The sequence below is a fragment of the Pseudobacteroides sp. genome, from assembly GCF_036567765.1.
Classification (GTDB): Bacteria; Bacillota; Clostridia; order Acetivibrionales; family DSM-2933; genus Pseudobacteroides.
Window position 1 is genome coordinate 16075 of record NZ_DATCTU010000060.1, and the last position, 20485, is coordinate 36559.

20 protein-coding genes are annotated in these 20485 nt (G+C 36.9%); 14 read left to right on the forward strand and 6 right to left on the reverse strand.

The window, feature by feature from the left end; genetic code table 11:
- Window positions 1–11: 11 nt before the first annotated feature.
- The 5 genes from VIO64_RS09180 (at window position 12) to VIO64_RS09200 (ending at window position 5008) form a co-directional block, all read left to right on the forward strand.
- Complete coding sequence (locus VIO64_RS09180) at window positions 12–2897, forward strand: DEAD/DEAH box helicase (protein WP_331917383.1); 2886 nt, start codon at window positions 12–14, stop codon at window positions 2895–2897.
- Between the two features lie 79 nt (window positions 2898–2976).
- Complete coding sequence (locus tag VIO64_RS09185; RefSeq protein ID WP_331917385.1) at window positions 2977–3231, forward strand: DUF6429 family protein; 255 nt, start codon at window positions 2977–2979, stop codon at window positions 3229–3231.
- Complete coding sequence (locus tag VIO64_RS09190) at window positions 3212–3343, forward strand: hypothetical protein (protein ID WP_331917387.1); 132 nt, start codon at window positions 3212–3214, stop codon at window positions 3341–3343. Before VIO64_RS09185 ends, VIO64_RS09190 begins: the two co-directional genes overlap by 20 nt.
- A 658-nt stretch (window positions 3344–4001) precedes the next feature.
- A complete protein-coding gene (locus tag VIO64_RS09195; RefSeq protein ID WP_331917389.1) occupies window positions 4002–4277 on the forward strand; it encodes a restriction endonuclease in 276 nt (91 codons plus the stop codon).
- 98 nt (window positions 4278–4375) lie between these two features.
- Window positions 4376–5008: a hypothetical protein gene (locus tag VIO64_RS09200; protein ID WP_331917391.1), complete on the forward strand. Its 633-nt coding sequence runs from the start codon at window positions 4376–4378 to the stop codon at window positions 5006–5008.
- Window positions 5009–5010: 2 nt separating this feature from the next.
- Here the strand turns inward: VIO64_RS09200 and VIO64_RS09205 are convergent, their stop codons facing one another.
- Window positions 5011–5238, reverse strand: coding sequence for a DUF805 domain-containing protein (locus VIO64_RS09205; protein WP_331917393.1), 228 nt, complete (start codon window positions 5236–5238; stop codon window positions 5011–5013).
- Window positions 5239–5683: 445 nt separating this feature from the next.
- Between VIO64_RS09205 and VIO64_RS09210 the strand changes: the two genes are divergently transcribed.
- The 4 genes from VIO64_RS09210 to VIO64_RS09225 all read left to right on the forward strand — a co-directional run bounded on the left by VIO64_RS09210 (window position 5684) and on the right by VIO64_RS09225 (window position 8308).
- A complete protein-coding gene (locus tag VIO64_RS09210) occupies window positions 5684–6070 on the forward strand; it encodes a metalloregulator ArsR/SmtB family transcription factor (RefSeq protein ID WP_331917395.1) in 387 nt (128 codons plus the stop codon).
- A complete protein-coding gene (gene hgcA / locus VIO64_RS09215; RefSeq protein ID WP_331917397.1) occupies window positions 6060–7274 on the forward strand; it encodes a mercury methylation corrinoid protein HgcA in 1215 nt (404 codons plus the stop codon). Before VIO64_RS09210 ends, hgcA begins: the two co-directional genes overlap by 11 nt.
- Window positions 7275–7285: 11 nt before the next feature.
- The gene (gene hgcB / locus VIO64_RS09220) at window positions 7286–7588 is read left to right on the forward strand and encodes a mercury methylation ferredoxin HgcB (protein ID WP_331917399.1); all 303 of its coding nucleotides are present in this window, start codon (window positions 7286–7288) and stop codon (window positions 7586–7588) included.
- Window positions 7589–7681: 93 nt separating this feature from the next.
- Window positions 7682–8308 carry a GyrI-like domain-containing protein gene (locus VIO64_RS09225; RefSeq protein ID WP_331917401.1) on the forward strand — a complete coding sequence of 209 codons (627 nt, stop codon included), beginning with the start codon at window positions 7682–7684 and terminating at the stop codon, window positions 8306–8308.
- Window positions 8309–8416: 108 nt separating this feature from the next.
- On the opposite strand, the gene VIO64_RS09230 is transcribed toward VIO64_RS09225, so the two are convergent.
- Window positions 8417–9019 (reverse strand): cupin domain-containing protein, encoded by a 603-nt coding sequence (locus tag VIO64_RS09230; protein WP_331917403.1) that lies wholly within the window; start codon window positions 9017–9019, stop codon window positions 8417–8419.
- Between the two features lie 264 nt (window positions 9020–9283).
- Between VIO64_RS09230 and VIO64_RS09235 the strand changes: the two genes are divergently transcribed.
- Window positions 9284–10630, forward strand: a complete 1347-nt coding sequence (locus VIO64_RS09235) for an APC family permease (protein ID WP_331917405.1) — start codon at window positions 9284–9286, stop codon at window positions 10628–10630.
- A gap of 20 nt (window positions 10631–10650) precedes the next feature.
- Here VIO64_RS09235 and hcp read toward each other — a convergent pair whose 3' ends face one another.
- Entirely contained in the window at window positions 10651–12282 is a 1632-nt protein-coding gene (hcp, locus tag VIO64_RS09240) for a hydroxylamine reductase (RefSeq protein WP_331917407.1), read from the reverse strand.
- An 85-nt stretch (window positions 12283–12367) separates the two neighbouring features.
- Complete coding sequence (locus VIO64_RS09245; RefSeq protein WP_331917409.1) at window positions 12368–14308, reverse strand: glycosyltransferase; 1941 nt, start codon at window positions 14306–14308, stop codon at window positions 12368–12370.
- 336 nt (window positions 14309–14644) lie between these two features.
- On the opposite strand from VIO64_RS09245, the gene VIO64_RS09250 reads away from it, so the two are divergent.
- Both VIO64_RS09250 and VIO64_RS09255 read left to right on the forward strand, forming a co-directional pair.
- Window positions 14645–15025: a desulfoferrodoxin family protein gene (locus tag VIO64_RS09250; protein WP_331917411.1), complete on the forward strand. Its 381-nt coding sequence runs from the start codon at window positions 14645–14647 to the stop codon at window positions 15023–15025.
- A 137-nt stretch (window positions 15026–15162) separates the two neighbouring features.
- Complete coding sequence (locus tag VIO64_RS09255; RefSeq protein WP_331917413.1) at window positions 15163–15741, forward strand: GNAT family N-acetyltransferase; 579 nt, start codon at window positions 15163–15165, stop codon at window positions 15739–15741.
- Between the two features lie 22 nt (window positions 15742–15763).
- On the opposite strand, the gene VIO64_RS09260 is transcribed toward VIO64_RS09255, so the two are convergent.
- Window positions 15764–17371 carry a PilZ domain-containing protein gene (locus VIO64_RS09260; protein ID WP_331917415.1) on the reverse strand — a complete coding sequence of 536 codons (1608 nt, stop codon included), beginning with the start codon at window positions 17369–17371 and terminating at the stop codon, window positions 15764–15766.
- Window positions 17372–17742: 371 nt separating this feature from the next.
- On the opposite strand from VIO64_RS09260, the gene VIO64_RS09265 reads away from it, so the two are divergent.
- Window positions 17743–18600, forward strand: a complete 858-nt coding sequence (locus VIO64_RS09265; RefSeq protein ID WP_331917417.1) for an AraC family transcriptional regulator — start codon at window positions 17743–17745, stop codon at window positions 18598–18600.
- 18 nt (window positions 18601–18618) lie between these two features.
- On the forward strand, window positions 18619–19488 hold the full coding sequence (locus tag VIO64_RS09270; RefSeq protein WP_331917419.1) for an SPL family radical SAM protein: 870 nt from the start codon (window positions 18619–18621) through the stop codon (window positions 19486–19488).
- Window positions 19489–19519: 31 nt separating this feature from the next.
- Here the strand turns inward: VIO64_RS09270 and VIO64_RS09275 are convergent, their stop codons facing one another.
- Window positions 19520–20314, reverse strand: a complete 795-nt coding sequence (locus tag VIO64_RS09275) for a hypothetical protein (protein ID WP_331917421.1) — start codon at window positions 20312–20314, stop codon at window positions 19520–19522.
- Window positions 20315–20485: the final 171 nt, after the last annotated feature.

A 20485-nucleotide genomic window follows, 5' to 3' on the forward strand; every position in this document is an offset into this window, starting at 1 on the left:
GGTGTTTATATATGGATAAAAATATTATAGATTTTAGAAAGACTTCATTTGGAAAGGGATTAAATGCAGCTTACGGCAAAATTCCCATAAAGCTGGAATGCTGCTTTTCTCCATGCGAGGAAACAGGCTTTTTTAAGTTGTCTCTTTATATTGGCATGGACAAGGTTTATAAGATAAATAATGTAGGACAGTTTCTTGAAGCTTTGTCAGCATTTAGGCCTTATCATTTTGGGAAGAGTTTTATTTTTGAGCCGGATAAGATGGCTTTTGACATGGTAGGAAAAGATATTATGGATTTTCTATCCACTCTTTGGACACGCAGAAAACATTTGGGAAACGGAATTGATAGGGAAAAAGAAGAGCTTCATACCGGAGATTTGGTTTTTTATGAATATGAAATGGAAAGCCTGCTGGACTTTTTATGGGATAAAAGAGAAAGCATAGTCTATCATAGAAATTCCCAAAAAATATATTTTTCCGACAAATTTGGCATAAAAATTTCTATAGACAAAGAATCTGATTTTGCTGTAATGAGTTTAGATTATAGCGATATCGGAGACTTTGAACCAGTTACCGTCAACTACAGGTATATATTTTCCAAAGTTACCGGCATGGTGGCAAGGCCTCAAAAAAGCAGCAGGGAGGTTCTTAAAAGCATATACGGGTATAAAAACAATGAATGTGTTGTCAGTCTTAAAATAAGTAATGAAGATAGGAAGATTTTTAAAAAGAATTTTTATGATAAATACAGGAATGACTTGGACATTTCCATTGATAAGGAATTTCTGGAGGATTTAAATAAAAACAGCCTTGTATCAAAGGCTTATTTTGATATTGCAGCAAAAGGAATAGTGTCAAAGATAGAACATTGCTATGGAGAAAAGGTAATAAATCCATTGAATGAAATTGGCAAGGATAAAAGTATAAGGGAGCCGGATGCTGAAAGGGAAGTAGAGAATGCCCTTAAAGGCTATGGATTTAAAGAACAGGGGAAGCTTTATATTTTGGATGATGTGGAAAGGATAATTTTGCTTTTAACGGATAATTTACAAAGTCTTAAAAAAATATGCCAGGTATATTATTCTGAAGATTTTAAGAAGCTGCATGTGAGGAATGTAAGTATCTTTGGGCTTTCACTTTCAGGAGACGAGTCCATTATTCATATGAACATAAACCTGGAAAATATAAGCGATGATGAGTTGATTGGGCTTTTAGAAAGCATTAAAAACGGCAAAAAGTATTACAGGCTGAAGAATGGCTCAATAATAAACCTTGCAAGCGTTGAAAGCAGCAAATTTGCAGAACTTATAAAGGGGCTTGGCATTGATAAAGGAAATATAAAGGATGGAATTATTGAGATGCCTTCAAATAAATGCCTTTATATTGACAATTATCTAAAGAAAAACGGCATGGAAGATGTGGAGATGGATTCAACGCTCAGAAGCTATATTAACAACCTGTCAAAACATATGGATAGTGAGATACTCTTTAATGATAGATTAAAAGGAGTTTTGAGGGATTATCAGGCTACAGGAGTACAATGGCTCAGGGCTATGGCATCTTATTCCTTTGGGGGAATTCTCGCAGATGATATGGGCCTTGGCAAGACCCTTCAGGTTCTAGCCTTTATGTCAGCTGAGAAGAATAGGGATTTGCCTTCAATAGTTGTGGCACCGACTTCTGTTGTATATAATTGGAAGATTGAAGCGGAAAAGTTTACACCTGATTTAAAGGTTACAGTTATCAACGGGACAAAAGAAAGAAGAACGCTGCAAATCATGGCATTGAAGGATTATGACCTGGGCGTCACGTCATACGGGGCATTAAAAAATGATATTGAGGATTATAAAAAAATAAAATTTCAGTATGTGTTTCTTGATGAAGCACAGAACATAAAAAACCCACTGACATTAAATGCGGGCAGTGTAAAGGAATTGAATGCGAACTGCAGGTTTGCCATGACCGGTACACCTATTGAAAACAGGTTGAGCGAAATATGGTCCATATTTGACTTTATAATGCCGGGATATCTTTTAAGCAGAAGTGAATTTACCTCTATATATGAGGAACCCATCACATATGGTAATGATAAGAAAAAGGAAGAGGAGCTTTCAAATCTTGTAAAGCCATTTATACTGCGAAGGCTTAAGAAGGATGTTTTGAAGGAGTTGCCAGAAAAACTTGAGTCTCAATATTTTTCCGAAATGGCTAAAGAGCAAAAGAAACTTTATGTGGCTTATTATAAACAGGTGAAGAATGAGCTGAAGTCAAAAATTCAAGATACGGGTATAGAAAATAACAGGCTTGAAATATTGGCTGCTCTGACAAGGCTCAGGCAAATATGTGCCCATCCAGGCACTTTTTTGGATGATTACAAGGGCGGGAGCGGCAAGCTGGATCAGGCCCTGGAGCTTATTGCCGAATCCATAGGCTCAGGGCACAGCGTGCTTTTGTTTTCACAGTTTACAAAGCTGCTTAAAATATTGAGAAATGAGCTTATAAAAAACAATATCAACCATTATTATCTTGACGGTACCATGACTCCTCATGAAAGAGTGATGGAAATTGATAATTTTAATAGTGATATAGAAGCTGTATTTCTAATATCTCTTAAGGCTGGCGGTACCGGAATTAATCTTACCAAAGCAGATATTGTAATACATTTTGACCCATGGTGGAATCCGGCGGTTGAAAACCAGGCCAGTGACAGGGCCCATAGAATGGGGCAGAAGAATGTTGTTAATGTATACAAGCTGCTTACCGCCGGAACAATTGAAGAAAAAATAGCTCGGCTGCAGGATAGGAAAAAGGATCTGATAGAAAGTATCATAAAGCCTGGAGAGACCTTTATAAGTAATTTGTCCAGTGATGACTTAAGAGATTTGTTTGATATTTAGGTGGGGGATTTACTTGACAAGTGTAAAACTTACTGATCTTGCATGGCAGTTTGCATATAGTTTTTTAGGAGGGTTATAAATGGAGAAAAAAGATATAAAAGAGAAAGTCAAAGAATTGACTCTGATGCTGTTGCACCTTACATCCTGGGAAGAAAATGAATTCGGTATACAGTACCGTAGGACATGGAAGGGATACGACTATGGCATACTTGATGAACTAACCGAAGAGGATTTGATTAAAGGTGGACACCGTTCAAAGTCAGTTGTTATAACTGATGAGGGAATGAAGAAGGCAAAAGAGCTTTTGAAACAATATGGTATTACAGAGGAATAGCGGGACAGCGGTTAAATCATCCTTCAATTGGAAATCAATATCACCTGGAAGTACTATAGAGGAGATTGAAGAGAATTTTACAAGTCTGGCAGGGGGAGAAATTAATGAGTGAAAATAACACATCAAGTGTTGTGTCAAAAATATAGAGCTTTTGCAATACCTTAGGGGATGACGGAGTTGGCTATGGAGATTAACTGGAGAAACAGTCAGAAAAAAGCTTCTTGAAACTACAGAGCTCCATACAATCTTAAGGATTCCAACAGAAGTATTCTAAAGAAAAATCCTTTAAAGGTAGATGATCTGGATGAATTCATAAAGTGCTATAACCGTCAAAATAGGCATAATAGGGAGGAAACATGGAATCCTGATACAAATCTGGAAGGCATATGGAGGAAATTTACTTGTGAGGATATTGTAAACCTGGACAAAACAAGCCTTGATATCACTTGGATCAAGGATAAGAGTCTAGAAGATTTGAAAAATCTGCCTGATCCTGATGAACTTGCAAATGATATTGTATAGAACATAGAAGCTGCTTTGGAGAGCTTCAGGGAGATAATGAACAAACTAAATTGAGAAATTGCATGAAGAATTACCAATCAATTGGAAATTTTGTAAAAGGAGTGGGATGCCATGGCTATATGGTTTTGTAGGGCAGGAAAACACGGTGAACATGAGAATAGATTCCTTGAAGAAAATAGGAAATATTCAATAGGGAATCTGATTGTGATATAGATGAATCTGATGATGCAATTCAAAGAGATATAGAAGTGGATGCTATTGATAATATAAGAGATATGCTCATAAGAAAATATAAAGGTCATGGGATGGCTAAAGTAGTGGATTCCATACTTAGGGCAAAAGGATTTATAACATATGTTAGTCCTGAGGGTCCTGATAAAGGCGTAGATATTCTGGCTGCTCAGGGAGCCATGGGGTTTGAAAGTCCCAGGATTTGTGTGCAGGTCAAAGCTACTGATGCACCTGTAGATAGACCGACTTTGGATCAACTCATAGGAACAATGATAAGCTGGATGGTGATATAAAATTGGAAATTCCTTTAAAAAGGATCTGGGTAATTAATAACGCAGAATAATCGTGGTTTTACAAGGTTGAAATAAGAGAAATTATTGGGGGAATAAAAATGAAACTATCTTTTTTACAAAAACTTGGTGCTTATTCGATTATAGCAGGAGGATTTTTATTTGCTGCTTATGCGGTCTGCTTTACGCTTTTGCTGCCTGTGCATGAGATGACAAAGGATTTTTCTAAAGTGGTTAGCCACCCCAACTGGATATGGATTACTTCACTTGCCCTGCCGGGTATCATAATGATGGTTTTCGGCTTCACGGCGTTATATACCAGGATGTATGAAAAATCCGGTTGGTTGGGCTTTGCAGGTTATTTTTTCATCACAACTGCATATATCTTTCAGGCAGCCCAACTTGTCCAGGAAATATTTCTATATCCGATTATTGCTGAGAACCACTCCTCAGTTGGACTTTTGAGAAATAATATCATTTTGAATCATCCCATTAATACAATTTTCTCCTACGGTTTTCAGGTGATATTACTGATAGGCGTACTTTTGCTCGGAGTAGCACTTATACGGTTTAAAGAGTTTAATAAGCTTGGAGGGGTGCTATTTCTTTCGGGAGCACTATTTTATGCAGTAGTATCTGCTGTTTCCATTTACATAGGGCTAGCAGGAATAATTATGTTTTCGGTTGGCTGCACAATCATTGGTCTTAACCTTATGAAGACCCGGATTAGCTAGGGTTATCCAATGTCGTGAAGTCTTCTGACAATTACTCCAAGTGTAGGAAGAAAAACTGCTAACGTATACAACAAGTACAAGCTCTTAAAAATGGGACTGACTAACAAGTCAAGAATATATAGTGCTAGCATTATACTGATGTTGAACAATTCAAACATCCAATATTCCTTACGCCTTGCCCTTCTGCTAAAATTAACATAATTCTTTAAAACTTTCAAATACCATTCCAAACTAATACCCCTATCAATAATTAATTAATAAATAATTTCATTATATTTCTAATATTTGGTTAAATGATACAAAATTGTATAATTTAACTATATTTATTTCAAGCAGTGCTTCCCATTACCTAAGTTTTCTAAAGGAAAACTCCATACAAGCTTATCAATAGGTAGTTGGCATCTGCAACTTTTACTTAAATCAAGCCCTGATACTTCGAGTATATCCAAGCATATTTTCTACTATCACTAATGGTTGCTGGAAAGACATTTGCTATTATAACCTATTAGCTCAGCAGCATTAGCTGCTACTGAGTAAACTGAAGAAACAACATTGGTATTGACAGTTCCTTCTTCAGCACAGGCAATGTTGCTGAAGGATATATGCTTATTTACATTTTCATTCAATAATCATATAATTATATGTATATATGATAATGTGAAGGGAGTATATGAAATGGATGATTTGCTAGATTTATTCAGCATTCTCTCGGATAGAACAAGGCTGCGGATTTTATTGCTGCTGCTTAATAATGAGCTGTGTGTATGTGAAATTTTTGCAGCTCTTGATATGTCCCAGCCGAGGGTTTCGCGGCAGCTTGCAATTCTCAAGCAGTCAAAAATAATAAAAGACAGAAGAGAAGGAAAGTGGGTTTATTATAGAATTGATGAGAATGAGTATACGAAGCACTTATTGAGCATTCTTTCACTTTTGCCTGGATGGCTTTGCGGCGATGCAGAATTCAATAATGATAAGTCGATGCTTCACAAAATTGCTGCATTAAAAAGTAAGGCTCCAAGCTGTAAATGTTTGTTGACTGGAGGTGGAAGGCATGGAGAATAAAAGCTGTTGCGGCTCCGATAATAGCGATCCTAAAGCCAAAGTGATAAAGGTTAAGCCCAAAGTTAAAGTACCCAAAGTTAAAGTACCCAATATAGAAGGCGTATCTTCAGCGGAAAAAAACAGGTCCTGTTGCGGAGGAAGTCAAAAGTGTTCAATTGACCCCATTACTCAGTATGATAAAAAAGACCATTGGATAATTGGCGAAGTGAAGACAGTTTCAGGTATAGTACCACGGGTATCAACTCAATTGGTTATTTCCGATATATTTGGGGCGTGGAAAGCCCGGTGGGGAATTAACAGAATGAACTATAAAATAAACCCTGGTATATATGCTGTAGGAAACCCTGATAAGGATTCACCTGTACTTGTAACTGCAAATTACAAATTAACCTTTGATACCCTCAGAAGGGAGCTGTCAGATCTTAATGCATGGATTTTAGTCCTTGATACAAAGGGCATTAATGTATGGTGTGCTGCAGGGAAAGGCACATTCGGGACAAAAGAGCTTGTAAGCCGAATTGGTAAAACAAGACTTCATGATATTGCGACTCATAGAACATTGATATTACCACAATTGGGTGCACCTGGAGTAAGTGCCCATGAAGTGGAGAAACAAACCGGATTTAAGGTAATCTACGGCCCGGTAAGGGCAGCGGATATAAAAGAATTTATAAATTCAGGCATGAAAGTTACAGGTGAAATGCGTACTGTCAAGTTCAATTTGATTGACCGTTTGGTTTTGACTCCGATGGAGTTGGTAGGAACGTTTAAGGTCTCATTGATAATTTTCGGGATTTTATTTTTATTAAACCTTGTCACTGCCAACCCGTTCGGAATATATGACTTTTATGGGTATGGAGGGGCTTTGATAACAGGCTGCGTGATAACTCCTGTTCTGCTTCCTTGGATTCCAGGCAGGGCCTTTGCATGGAAGGGGTGGCTTTTAGGGTTGATATGGGCTGCTGTTATAAATGTTTTAAGTGGATGGACGGTATCACCAACATTCAGTTTTATCAGAGGACTGGGGTATTTGCTGGTACTTCCTTGTATTTCTGCGTTTTATGCTATGAATTTTACGGGCTCATCTACATACACCTCATTTTCAGGAGTTTTGAAGGAAATGAAAATAGCAGTACCTGTAATTGCCGTGTCTATAATCATTGGCACAATTCTGATTTTGCTTAACGGCTTTTTAGGGATTTAAAGGAGGAAGCTATGAAGAATCGGTATTTGAAAAATGTTGTTACTTTAAAGCTTGATTCGAATAAATGCACCGGATGCGGAAGATGTATCGAAGTATGTCCTCATAAAGTATTTGAGCTGCAAAACAGGAAACTTCGAATCATTAACAAGGATGGATGTATGGAATGCGGTGCCTGTGCAAAGAACTGTCCCTTTGCTGCAATAGAAGTCAAGCCGGGTGTGGGCTGTGCATACGCAATTATTATGGGGTGGCTGACGGGAAGTGAACCGAGCTGTGACTGCTCAGGCAGCAGTAACAGCAACGGATGTTGTTAATATGACATACAGTTGTCAAATTAAGAATAGTATACTAATTTTATTACAATATGAAAAGAAGCATACACCTAAAATTCAAAACGGAGGGCTCTTATGACTATAAAGAAAATTGATTATAAAAAGGCTTTCAAGGATTTATACTTGCCAAAGAATAGCCCTTGTATTATAGAAGTACCGTCAATTAAGTTCGCAACGATCGATGGTACAGGAGATCCCAATGGTGAGGAATTTGCCTTGGCTACTGCTGCACTCTATAGCTTTAGTTATGCGGTAAAGATGTCTTATAAAAGCAAGGAGATTCCTGAAGGATTTTATGATTATACAGTTTTTCCGCTTGAGGGAGTATGGGATTTGGTGGATAAAACTAAGTCAATAACCGACAAAAGTAACTATGCATACTCCGTTATGATTCGTCAGCCGGAATTTTTAACTGATGAATTATTTGAAAGGTTTATTTCTGAAACAAAAAAGAAGAAGCCTAATGACTATCTTGATAAAATTAAGTATTCCGTCATAACCGAGGGAATGTGTTGTCAGATGCTTCATTTAGGAACATATGATGATGAGCCTGGGAGCTTTAAAATGATGGAACAATTCTGTAGAGATAGGGGATATGAGAGAAGCTCACTCAAGCATCGGGAAATATATCTTTCAGACCCTCGTAAGACCGAAGTAGACAAGCTTAAAACGGTACTAAGGTTCAAGGTTAGGCAAAAATAATAAAAATGTGTATTATAAAGGATGACTAAAAATAAAGAAGCCGGGCAGGGTGGTATACAACCTTGGTCGGCTACTGTTCACTATCCCGGTTTTCGATATTCTTTAATCTTAGTGATCATGCCCTTCTTCAGCAGCTTCAGCCTCCTCTTTGGTTTTATGAACTGTACCGAGCGGATGCTGAGGTGGTGCATAGATAGAATACAATTTTAGGGGCTTATTGCTTGTATTTATTAAGTTGTGCCATTTTCCGGCAGGTATAATAAATGCAAAATCATTACTGACATTAGCTTGAAAGTCCAGCTTGTCTTGACGATCCCCCATTTTTACAATACCTTGACCTTCCTCAATGCGTATGAATTGATCAAGGTTTGGGTGGATCTCCAAACCTATGTCCTCACCAACATTGATGCTCATTAGGGTAAGCTGTAAGTATTTTCCTGTCCATAAAGCCAAACGGAAGTTGTTATTTTGTTTGGTAGCCTCTTCAATATCAACTACAAACGGGTTAGGTCCATAATCTTTCAATATGATTGTATAATCGGTCTTAGCTTGGTTGGTATAGGGAAGATACTGGTTAGGGAACTGGTTCCATAAGTCCGGGTTATATACTGGGGTATTAGCAAAATAAGGACACTGGAACATATTATATGCGTTATGCATTGGAGTGTTGGGGTTATAGGGACATTGATACATGCTAGGGATATTATACATAGTGCTCATTCCTTTCATAAGCGTATAGTATTATCATATGTTTTATGTAAAGGTGATGTGTTTTATTTTAGAATGTGAACAAGAGATTTGGCAAATAATCCAGGGCTTCTTTTTCCATTTCCATACCCTTTTGAGGTAATCTCAAGATAAACGCTTCTTTCATCTTCTTTTAATCCTCTTACATACTAAGACTCATTCTTGAGAATACTCATTTATAAGAGTAACTTTAAGTTTGGGTGAATTAAGAAAGAAGGATCGATAATAGTGGATTCAAGTCTCAAAAAGAAGTATGGTCTATTTACCGCGATTGCTATGGTAGTAGGTATTGTTATAGGAAGTGGTGTGTTTTTTAAGGCAGAAAAGGTACTTGCTGCAACGGGAGGCAACTTACCTTTAGGAATTATGGCATGGCTTATAGGTGGATCAATCATGGTTGCCTGTGCTTATACATTTTCCATTATGGCAACGCGTTATGAATATGTTAATGGTATTGTAGACTATGCTGAGGTTGCCATGGGCAAAAGGTATGGCTTTTACGTGGGATGGTTTATGTCTACTACATACTATCCAACCCTTACTGCAGCATTGGCATGGGTTTCTGCTCGATATACCTGTGTGTTGTTTGAATTTTCAATTGTCGGAGCGGAAGCTTTGGCAATCACAGGTTTTTATCTGGTAGCAAGCTATGCACTCAATGCATTATCTCCGGTGCTTGCAGGTAAGTTCCAAGTAGCTACTACCACAATTAAGCTCGTTCCCCTATTCCTTATGGCAGTCATTGGCACTATTGCGGGTTTAACAAATGGCATGACAGTTGAAAATTTTACCGCAATAACCAAGCAAGTGAGCACAGGAAATGCCTTGTTTACTGCTGTTGTTGCTACTGCGTTTGCATATGAGGGATGGATTATTGCAACCTCCATCAATGCTGAATTAGAGAACTCTAAGGAAAACCTGCCTAAAGCACTTGTTATCGGTACAATACTTGTTGTTGCTACTTATATACTTTACTATATCGGACTTTCGGGTGCAGTGAGCAACGCAGCTCTCATGGAAAGTGGTGAGAAAGGTGCAAAGCTGGCTTTCGAGACGCTCTTCTCAAAAGCAGGTGGAACTGCATTGTTTGTATTTGTTGTGATATCATGCCTTGGAACTCTCAATGGTCTAATGCTGGGGTGCACCCGTGGAATTTATGCCCTTGCGGCTCGTGATGCAGGACCTGCTCCCCGCGTTTTCAAGCAGGTAGACAAAGCAACCAATATGCCAACCAATTCTGCCATAATCGGTCTGTTATTCTGTGGGATATGGCTGCTTTACTTTTATGGCTCGCAGCTTACAAAGTCATGGTTCAAATTTTTTAATTTTGATATGACAGAATTGCCTATTATAACAATATATGCTGCATATATTCCTATTTTTATTATGCTCATTAAAAAGGAAACGGAATTGAGCATATTTAAGCGTTATATTGCACCTGTTTTTGCGATATGCAGCTGCGTATTTATGATTATTGCAGCATGCTTTTCTCATAAGATGGAGGTTTTGTGGTATCTTACTACATTTGCAGTTGTAATGATAATTGGTGTGTTCTTCAGAAAGCCAATACCATAAATGCTAACACGGATTTTTGTTTATTTACCCATGAATATCTTAATATCTTCGTCAACTGTTCCAATTCCGGCAATGCCAAAGCTATCAATAAGCACCTTTGCAACATTGGGTGACAGGAATGCAGGAAGTGTTGGACCTAAGTGTATGTTCTTAACTCCCAGATACAGAAGAGCCAATAAAACCAACACTGCTTTCTGTTCGTACCAAGATATATTGTAGGCGATTGGCAGATTATTTATATCATTCAGCTCAAACACTTCTTTCAATTTAAGTGCAATCATTACCAGTGAATATGAATCGTTGCATTGTCCTGCATCAAGTACTCTTGGGATGCCGCATATGTCTCCCAGGCCAAGCTTGTTATAACGATATTTTGCACACCCTGCGGTTAGAATAATGGTATCCTTTGGAATTTCCTTTGCAAATTGGGTATAGTATTCTCTGCTTTCCATCCTTCCATCGCATCCTGCCATCACAAAAAACTTTTTTATTGCTCCGCATTTTATTGCATCTACCACCTTGCCAGCCAATGCAAAGACCTGCTCATGTGCAAATCCTCCAACTATCTTGCCTGACTCAATCTCATCAGGAGCTTTTAGTGATTTAGCCAGCTCTATGATTTTTGAAAAATCCTTTTTACCCTCTGAGTCGGATTCTATATGTATACAACCTGGATATCCTGTAACTCCTGTTGTAAATATTCTGGATCTTACCTCATCGGTTATTGGCGGAACAATGCAGTTTGTGGTAAAAAGGATTGGGCCGTTGAACGATCCAAACTCCTCATCCTGCTTCCACCATGCATTTCCATAGTTTCCGGCAAAGTTGTCATGCCTTTTAAACACAGGGTAATAGTGGGCTGGCAGCATTTCGCTGTGAGTGTAAACATCTACTCCTGTACCCTGTGTTTGCTCAAGAAGCTGCTCAAGGTCAGTCAGGTCATGCCCTGATATAAGGATTGCAGGGTTATTTCTCACACCTATGTTTACTTCCGTGACTTCCGGATTACCGTATTTGGAGGTGTTTCCTTCATCAAGCAGTGCCATTCCCTTAACTCCAAACTCTCCGGTCTTCATCGTCAATGCAAAGAGATCTTCCATAGAAAGCTCAGTATCCAGTGTAGCTGCAAGTGCCTCATAGATGAAATAATATAGATCTTCCGATTCTTTTCCCAGGTTAAGTGCGTGATGTGTGTATGCAGCTAACCCTTTTATTCCAAAGGTAATCAGTTGTTTAAGGGATCTGATATCCTCATCATCCTTGGGTATCATGCCTGCATATGATGCTTTAAATATCATATCATTCAACGTATTAACCTCAAAGGTGGCTGCGTCATGAAGATATTCCACTTTAACTTTTCTTCTCAACTCATCTCTCAGAGAAATCATTTGCTTTATTTTATCAATAATTACTGCATCATCAAAATTGGCATTGGTTATTGTCATAAACAAGCTTTTTAAAACCTCATGATTGACATTACTAAGATATTTTATTTCAAGCTTTCCTTTTATAACGATTTCCGAAATGCCTTTAAGAGTATAAATCAGGAGGTCCTGCAGATCTGCAAGTTCTTCGCTTTTTCCGCATACACCTCCATATTCACAACCCTTGCCTCTCGCAGTCTCCTGGCATTGATAGCAAAACATACCCATTACATGTCCTCCTAACACAATCAGATAATGTTAATAATACCAGGTTATTTTAATTAATGCGGTTGCACGTGCAACAAAAATTAAATTATTGTACGTGGACAAGTTCACCATCTAACTGATCTATTCCCAGGTCAAAATTACAGTAACTCACAATTTCATTAGTAGAATCCTTATCAGGTAAGTATTCAATGCTGCTGTTCATATTATCCGCTGAATTGTATATGTACCTTGGTACAGTTACATATAGAAAATTAAACAAACGCATTCTCTGCTCTGAAGTCAAATGATCAAACTTAAGACCAACCTTTTTAGATCCGTCTTCAGATACTTCATTATATTCTACAAGGCCAGTAACATCCAATATTCCGTCCGGCAAGCAAATTCTTATTTTACCCTTACCGTCGATTGCATCAGTATCAACATCTGTAAGCCCAATTCCGCTTCTTGAAATATCATTGACGGTAGCATACAACTGAATACCTGTTAATTCCACAAACCTGCTGCTTAACTGAACACTAAATCTGTAATCATGACGATAATATATTCTTCTTAATACTTCCCGCATTGCTATGATTAACAGGTAACTGTTAAATACGGACCATAATATGGCTATGACTGTGCATAAGGTTGAGGAGTAGGATAAAAATGCACCCCTTAACAAATTTACCATTCCAAAGGATGCAGAGAGTAAAATAACCGCCAGGATGACTCCATGAAGATAGATTTCATGCCTTTCCTTTGATTTTATTGAACTCTCAACAGACTTTGGAGTAACCTTAAAGGTCATATGTCCTGAGCCGATCAAGCTGAATGAAGCCTTTATAAAAGTAAACATTTTAAGAATATTATATTCTTCTACTGCTACAAATCTGAAGTAGCCCCTTCCAAGTGCCTTATTGGTGAGAATTAGTAATATGAAGCATGGTGCCCAATGAACAAGGAACTCGTATCCTGTAGATAATTTTAAAGGCATAACGCCTGTAAATAAATATACAACAGGAACTAACAAGTAAATAAACTTTTGATATGACTCAAAATAGGTAAATATTGCTGAAAAATGAGCCAATCTTTGTTTGATACTCAATCCTGGAACAATAAGGGGATTATTTTTGCTTTTTAGGATTTTCATAGCCCCTTGAGCCCAACGCAGTCTCTGAAGGTTAAAAGCATGTATCGACTGAGGAGCGATTCCAAATGCTAAAGCTTCATTGTGGTATTTTATACTCCAGCCTTTACTATTTAGTTTGATAGATGTCAGGAAGTCCTCGGTTATACTTTCTGTAGCTACTCCGCCTATGCTTTCTAATGCACTTCTTCTCACTATTGATGGGCTTCCGCACCAGAACGGAGCATTGATGGAATTTCTTCCCGGTTGTATAACGTGATAAAAAAGCTGTTGTTCATGCCAATGAGAAGAATTGTTTAAATGCTGCACCGAATCCAGATTGTAAAATTCCTGAGGCATTTGTACAATTGCTGTCTTAGGGTCATTAAAATATCCTAATGTTTTTTCTATAAGGTCGGGCTGAGGAACCATATCCGCATCTAAAATAACAATAAACTCTCCGCTGGTTTTTTTAAGTGCTGCATTTATATTGCCGGCTTTAGCATGCTTGTTATCGGATCTTGTAAGATAAACGCAGCCTAATTGGTTTGCGAGAGAAGCTACTTCTCCTCTTCGACCGTCATCTAAAACATAGGTGGTATGCTTGTAATTCATATTTGCACAACCTATTAAAGTGGCTTCAAGAACTTCCAGATCCTCGTTATATGTAGGGACAAAAACATCAACGTTTAATCCATCAGGAGGTGAAATCCTTTCTCCTTTTTCGATATCTTTGGTCATAAGTGCAAACAGAAAGTAGTTAATAAATCCATAAATTTCCGCTGCGAGTAAAATCAATGAGAAAAACAATGCTGAATAGTTTATTGTTTTTGTAACCCTCCAGAACATATAATAAACTATATATATTCCTGTAGTTATTACTAGAAAATTAATAACTTTTTTGCTGTATATGTTAAACATATGATCACTTCCTAACTGCTGTATTTGCTGTTTCATCTGTTTTGAATATATGATATACCATTAATCACTTAAATCGTCCCTTGCTTTAAATCCCTATTCAGTTATTTTTATGTTTCAATTGATACCCAAAAAAGCTATAGCTTAATCAATTTTTTATATTTGGAAGTTATGTGTATACTGCACTGCAATTCCTCACGACAACGTCAAGGTTGCAAAATCAAATAAGTGTTGATAATATTTAAGGTGTAGATAGAATAAAATCTACATGTGGGTCACTCCCATAAATAATGTGGAGCATATGTTTAAGTTTATTAATAATTAAAGGAGGCAATAATAATGAAAGCACCAGTTGAGTTTTTTAAATGTGAAGCATGCGGTAATATGGTTGGTTTGATTAAAAGCGGCGGTGGTACTCTTGTGTGCTGCGGCAAGCCAATGACAGAACTCAAAGCAAATACAACAGAGGCTTCAGTGGAAAAGCACATTCCTGTTGCTACAAGAAGTGATGGAAAAATTACTGTGCAAGTTGGTTCTGCTTTGCATCCAATGACTCCGGAGCATTATATTGAGTGGATCGCATTAGTGAGTGAAAATGGAACCGAAAGGATTCCACTATCTCCTACAGATGAACCAAAGGCTGTTTTCTGTGATAAAGAGAATGCTGAAGTATATGCGTACTGCAATCTTCACGGTTTGTGGAAGGCAGATATAAAATAAATCGTTGGACAGGAATTTTAGTATAAATTTTCACCTGCAGGCACGGGAAATTGCCTTGCAGTTTTTATAGATACCGAACTGATATATAACTTTACAGTTCGGTATCTATATAATTTTCTCATAAAGAGGATTACGGTATGGATCAGTATAATATACGCACAATAATAGAACAAGAATTGAAAGGGATATATAACAAAATCGAGAGAGATTTTGCTGCAAATGAATATGCCCCATACGAAGTGTTGTATCAACAGATTCGAAATGGGGCACAGGAAGGAATGTTTTTATGTAAGGATGAACAAGATGTCGCATACGCCATATGTGCAGGCAGTAACAAAAACAGATATGTTCTTATAAGTCTGCTTGCTGTATATGAGCAGTTCAGAGGGCAGGGAATCGGAACTGTGTTTCTTAAGGAGTTGTGCAATAAATATTCGGACAAACTGGGTATTATTGTTGAAGTTGAGAAGCCGGAAGAATCGACCAGTAAAGAGGAAGAAGATTTTCGTAAAAAGCGGATTGATTTTTATGAAAAAGCAGGTTTTCGCTTGATTCCCAATATAAATTATTCAATATGGGATGTACCTATGCACCTGATGGCTATGCCGCTTTTAACTTCAATTGGTGAAATTAACCGAAATATTGGAAGCATCATTTATGAAATTTACCTTCAATTAATGGGTAAACGCTATATTCATAAATTGAAATTATACTAATAATTTTACATTTAGCGGCGGCTTAACTCATAATAGTTTTAAAAAAGTTTTTGTGTTCTCTAATACCCTCATTATTGGCAATAACCCGTGAAGCACGGATCCTTTTAAAGTTGTCAAGATTTATATTTCTGAAATCTATGCCGCAGCTTGAGTTGGATAAAATATGAAAATGGCTTTTGTCATATTTACGGTAAAAATTGTTTAGTTCATTGTAAATGGCTTTAAGAAAAGCACTCCGGTCAATATTTGTATTGGTAAAATAAATTTTAGCGGAATCGATGCAATTAAACAGGTTTAAGCCTGAAGTATAAGCTTCTGCAACAACATATGCAACTATGTCACCGTTTTCGCTAACCCTAAAAATCTTTCTATCAGCATAAAGATCTTTAACGGCATAAATACCTTTGATTTTATCAAGATTTATGTCCTCACCATAGCAGTAGCAGCCTTTTTCTATTTCTCTTATATTTTTGTGTGCGAAATTGACAAACTCACTTGCATCATTCAACTTTTCAACCATATATGGATTGTTTGTATCAGAGAAATTAAATTCCCCTGTCCAGGAAACAAACCATATCAACTCCTCAAATAAGAATTTTTCCGAGTTGTTGATATGCTCGCTGATTCTTTGAAACAATCCCTTGTGCCAATCCAAATCCTCGTCAAAATAGGCTAAGTAATATTTAAAATAATCATGGTTTAAGATATAGTTTTGTATTGCCTTATAAATATCCACTTTACAAGTCAGGTTAAGCTTTGACTCTTTCTTTACTGCCATGTGTTGAGCCAAAAAGGTATAATTATATAGCTTGACAATGCTTGCCCCTGATAGAATTTGATTGTTCTTGTCTACGTAGACAAAGCTTTTGTAAATATGAGGGGCATTGTCGATTTTCCTCAATGCATGGATCATATCTGGGAAATTGCTCTGGAATCCTTTATTTGAAGACTCAAAATATCCGGATTTATCAAAAAGTTTGTAAATCTCATCTTCTGAGTATTCACTCATATTTCTTAAATTTGTATGGCTGTTTTTAAGGACATACTTTATAATTTGCATTTTATCAAGCCAATATATATCTTTGTAAATTAGTCCATAAATATATAAATTTCCAATTTTTTGTACGTGCCTGACTTCTGCGTCAACAAAAATTACTTCGTTATCCAGACTTATTGTAAAGTTCCGTAACAAATCGCCAACTCCATGATTTTTCTTAGTTGACTGAAAGGATAATCCTTTTGTGTGTATATTGACTATCCTATATTTCTGTTTGTCCGTGATAACATAAGCATTTTCATCTTCCTGAACTATATATCGCTCAAGTTCTCTTTTTGTCAGTTGATATATGGTTTTTGGCACATTGATTTTTAGAAACCCATCTACATGGGTGAAAAAATAAAAGGCGTAATCATTATAAATGAAGGTTATTTTAATACGTTTGCTCTTGAATGCAGCATCGGTCATAAATACTTCTTTGCCTGCAAACTCAAGTGAAGAATTTTTGGTTTTCCCATCTTCAAGGTCTATCATTATATCTATTTTTTCCTTCTTGGAAAGTTTCTTGAATAGGTTTTCGATATATTCACTATCACTTATGTCCTTTATTTCCAATTCTTTTACTTCCAACATACTAATAATGCCATTCCAATACAGGAATAGCCCTCCTTTCAATAAGTTAGTTCTTGTTTTTTTAGTGTATTAAAAGTAATGTATGCAAATGTGGAGTCAAAGAAGTTTACATGGTAAGAGATGGAGGGTCAAAAATGGGTTTTGTTCATCTTCTTTTTGTTTATCTTCTTTATTTAATTCGATACTTGTTGCTTAATATCCTTTTTTATAGAAATTTTTTAGGTTAGAATAGTCCTATTATATTGTGGATTAACCATAAAAAGAATAAAATAATGTTGATTAACTTTGGAACATATCTCACATTTTTGTGCACAAATTGAGAGGACACGTTATCCAACTTCAAATATAATTTAATCAAAGGAGTAATTGCGATGGAATGGCTGGACAGGCTGAATCAATCAATAAGCTACATAGAGGATAATCTTGCAGGAGAAATAGATTTTGAACAAGCGGCAAAAATTGCATGCTGTTCATCCTTTCACTTTCAGAGGATGTTTTCCTATATTGCCAATGTATCTCTGGCAGAGTACATTAGACGCAGGCGTATGACCCAGGCAGCATTTGAACTGCAGAACAGTGATATAAGAGTAATTGATTTGGCATTAAAATATGGGTATGACTCTCCAACCTCATTTTCAAGAGCTTTTCAGAACGTTCACGGAGTACCTCCATCTGCTGCCAAAAGTGAGGGAGTTATACTGAAAGCTCATCCACGTATGACCTTCTTAATTTCAATTAAAGGAGAAGTGGAAATGAATTATAGGATTGAGAAGAAAGAAGCATTTCGTGTCGTAGGAGCTAAAAGGCATTTTGATTTGGATGTAGAAAAAAACTTTGTTCAAGTACCTAAGTTTTGGGGGGAGACATTCCAAAACGGCATGATTGTTGAGATTGGACAATTATCAAATAAAGAGCCATTGGGTGTATTGGGGATAAGTACATGTATGAACGGCAAGGATTTTGATTATTATATAGCATCCGCAACCGACAAGCCAAAGCCTGAAAACATGCACGAATATATAGTGCCAACAGCTACCTGGGCAATATTTGAATGTATTGGCCCTATGCCTGCTGCCATACAAGAGCTTCAGAAGCGGATTATAACCGAATGGTTGCCCACATCCGGCTACGAATATGCAGACGCACCGGATATTGAAGTTTATCCTGAGGGAGATACAAGCTCCCTGAATTACAAATGTGAAGTTTGGCTGCCAGTTACTAAGAAATAGGGAAAATGAGGATTCCATATGAGTGATATAAAATACAAAGAAATCAGCTGTGAAACTGCAATGAATCATCTTAAAAGAAGAATGCCCTATAGCTGGGATTTGAATATTTATAGAGGATGTGAGCATGGCTGCAAATACTGCTATGCAATCTATTCTCATGAATATCTCGGCTCAGATAATTACTTCGGCGATATATACGTGAAAACAAATATTTTGGAGCAGCTTGAAAAGCAGCTTTGTGATCCCAAATGGAAAAGAGAGATTGTAAATATAGGTGGTGTTACCGATAGCTATCAGGCTGCAGAGGAGCATTATGGATTAATGCCTGAGATTTTAAAGCTGCTTATAAAGTACAAAACTCCTGCCATTATATCAACCAAATCGGATTTGATACTAAGGGATTATGATTTGATTGATGAGTTATCCAAGATAACTTATATTAATGTTGCTGCAACTGTTACAACCATGGATGAAAATATTAGAAAGCTCATTGAGCCTGGTGGAGTGGAATCTGACAGGCGGTTTAAAATGCTTAAGATATTCAGAAAAACTAATGCCTCAGTAGGATTGCATGTAATGCCTATTATTCCTTATGTCACCGATAGCTTTGAGAACTTTGATTCGCTTTTCAGATCTGCAAAAGACAGCGGTGTCCATTATGTTTTACCGGGGACCTTGTATCTGAGGGGGAAAACAAGGACAGTATTCTTTGAATTTATAAAAAAGGAGTTTCCCGGTTTATATAATGATTTATCAATCCTTTATAAGTCAGGAGGAGCAGATAAGGAGTATAAGAATTCCTTGTATAAGACTGTCAATGAGCTGCGGGATAAATACAATCTCTCAAGCAGCTATACAAAGCCCATGAAGGAAAAGCTAAAAAAGTAGAAGCTTTACTCTGTAGCAATTTTACAAGGAACTATAATAGCTCCTTGTAAAATTCATAATCAAACCGGAATTCAGAAATTAGCTTTTTAGTGGGCTGTTGATCCCTTGAAGCAAGCCATTTTTTTAGAAAGTCCTGCCTGGGTGTAATCCGGGCACCTAGTTTTACTTTATAATCCATATAGGGATGGCCCAAATTCCAGAAATGATAGCCATGGTATTGCAAAGTTTTGGCAAGCAGTACCAATTGAAGCTTTCCGAAATTGTTGTGCTTTTTAGACACCTTATCGCAAAAACCGGTTAAACTGGTGTAGGTAGCACCTATTGCATATCCTATTTCACCGGCAATAATTTCATCGTTAGCCGAATCACAAAGTTCAACAGTTACAATTTCAAAGTCCCTTTTTTTATCTTTAATCACATTTAGTCTATGCAATAAATCCGCATATTTATGGCTTAACCAGTTGTCTTTATGGTATTTGGATATTTTATCAATAGTATTACCAAGGCTTCCATTCAATCTAACATAATAGCTGTTATTTATAAAGGCTTTGCTTTCTATAATCTTTTCGACTTTTTTAGATATAATCAGGTTACTCCAGTCAAGTACTGCATAATTGGTCTGAATTTCGGGTAAAAGAATTTCCGAGCCTGATACATTAAGGCAAGTGCTGATGAAGCCTGCATACGCACTTTCGATATAGAAATCTTCGGACCAATCATCACTCCAGTATAAATGAAATTGTGTGTTTGGATAAATATATGAATACAGTAAATGGGGGTCTAATATATCATCTATTGTTAGGCAGTAAATTTCTGCTTGACTCATGTTTGTATAATTGCTCCTTTCGTTGGTGCATGTACTAATAATTGTATAGCAATTAAACAAAATAAACAATGTGGTTCCGGCTCCAGAGATAATATTGATATTTGCATGAGGTAGCAACTTATCTAATCGCTTTAGTTCACTGTCAGGGAATAATCAATAGAAAAATCTTAG